General features: G+C 34.3%; 1 protein-coding gene. It reads right to left on the bottom strand.

The genetic code is table 11. The features are described from left to right. Window positions 1-196 precede the first annotated feature (196 nt). Window positions 197-1756: a DDE-type integrase/transposase/recombinase gene (locus H8911_RS13005; protein WP_186999825.1), complete on the bottom strand. Its 1560-nt coding sequence runs from the start codon at window positions 1754-1756 to the stop codon at window positions 197-199. Window positions 1757-1905: the final 149 nt, after the last annotated feature.

Here is a 1905-nt window from a genome sequence, read left to right on the forward strand (position 1 = left end):
GGTAGTGTAAAGAATTTATGAAAAACTCGGTATGGGAAGATCGAAATTTGAATAAATTGTTTATACTCTACAAGAATTTCTGATTTACTGTCTATTCTTTAGATTTTAGACAGAAAAAAAGATAAGTGTTCTGAAATTTAGATACACTTATCCCATCGTTTTGATGTAAATCAAAAAAATTTTGGTCTTTGAATTTTTAGTTATAGTATTGAGCACTTAATTCAATCAGCTTAAGCCAACGGTCCTGCATCAATGAATCTTTATTAAATAGATTATCGTCTACTGGTGTTTTGAATTTCAAAGATGAGTGTTGTCTTAGAAAGTTGAAGAAGCAGACGTACAGAACCATATAGTCATTAGCACATTTTAATGTGTGATATCCGTTTGTTCCATAATAGTTTTGTTTATAGGTACGGTTCAAACGTTCTTCAATTTGCTTGTATGGTCTATATTCTTTGGATTCTTCGTCTTTGTTTTTAACGCCAATTACCTGTTTAAGAATAAAATCTATGCCGTTAATATGAAAAAAGAGTTGTGCAGCATTATAGATTGGATTTCCATCTGTAATAAGCAGAAGATCTTCTGGAATGTTCTTGTATTTAGAAAGACAGTCATAAATGGACTGGCATGCATTCTTTGTGTCACGGTTGGCATAGATAGTGTAAGACGTAATGATTTTTGTATGAGGATCCGACCAGAAGAAAACATACTGATTCTTGCCTCTGACTTTGATATAGGTTTCATCACCGGATAAAGTATTGGTCAATTGGTATGGGTAGTTGTCTACTAAAGGTTTGATAAGTTTAGAAACTTTGGAAGCATAGTTGACAACAGTCTGATGAGAAATTTTCAAACCATGTACCTGTCTTAGAATCAGAGCTGTTTTCCGTGAAGAAAGACCATAGTTGACATAGTATGTCAGCACAAGACCTAGAACTTTTTGGTCAAAATGGATCTTGTTTAAATCGAAATCAATATCTTCATGATTAGAAATAGTTTTCAAAGTGTTCATGTCAAACTTGAAATCACGGTAATGATAACGAAATCTATACTGTTTGCTTGAAGTTTCAAGCTCTACGTAATGGCCTTCCTTGTAAAGCTTCTTTTTCTCCTTGTAATAGGAACATTTATTACCAGGACAGACATAGACAACGTAGTTTTTACGGTCATGATGTTTAAAAAGCTTACGGCCACAGTAAGGACAGTAAATACCTGCTTCATCAGAGGCAGTGGTCTTAACTGTGAAGGTATTTCTACAGACTTTGCACCTGTATTGTCCACGACCGTTGTTGTCATAGATGTATTCATGGGGAGCTCCACAAAATGGACAAACGCCTTCAAAAGAAAAATCAGGACGATATCTAACGGGTTTGATTTCCTTTCCAGCTTTGAGAGCTTCTTCGAGAAGCTGTTCAAAATTCAAAGTCTGAACAGTCTTTTCAAATATAGGAGCTTTATCGATTGTGAAATCCGCATAAGGAATCATACGGTCATTGGAAGAAGATTTCTGTTTCTTGATCAGTCTCTTGATTTCTTTGGCTATTAAAGGATGAAGAACATTGATATAGTCATCAAGACGCTGTAAAGAATTCTGACAATCCTGGACCAAGTTAAGGAAGTCAGTATTATTAATCTTACTGTTTAAAGAGTCAGGAATTGAGTCAGCCAAGATCAAAGGCTCAATCTGAGTGAAGAAAATAAAAGCAGAAGACTGAAAATGTTTAAAAAGTTCAATAAGTTGTGGTATACTTTGCACGGGATGAACACCTCTATTCTGGTTCTTGGTCGTACTTAGTATATTGTGTTCATCCCTTTTTGTATACAAAAAGGGAAACAACTTAAAGATAAATACAAATAAATCAAGGTAGTTGTATTTGTATCAAAATGTTGATTTTTGACACTACC

Origin of the sequence: Holdemanella hominis, from assembly GCF_014306155.1 — a bacterium.
Classification (GTDB): Bacteria; Bacillota_I; Bacilli_A; order Erysipelotrichales; family Erysipelotrichaceae; genus Holdemanella; species Holdemanella hominis.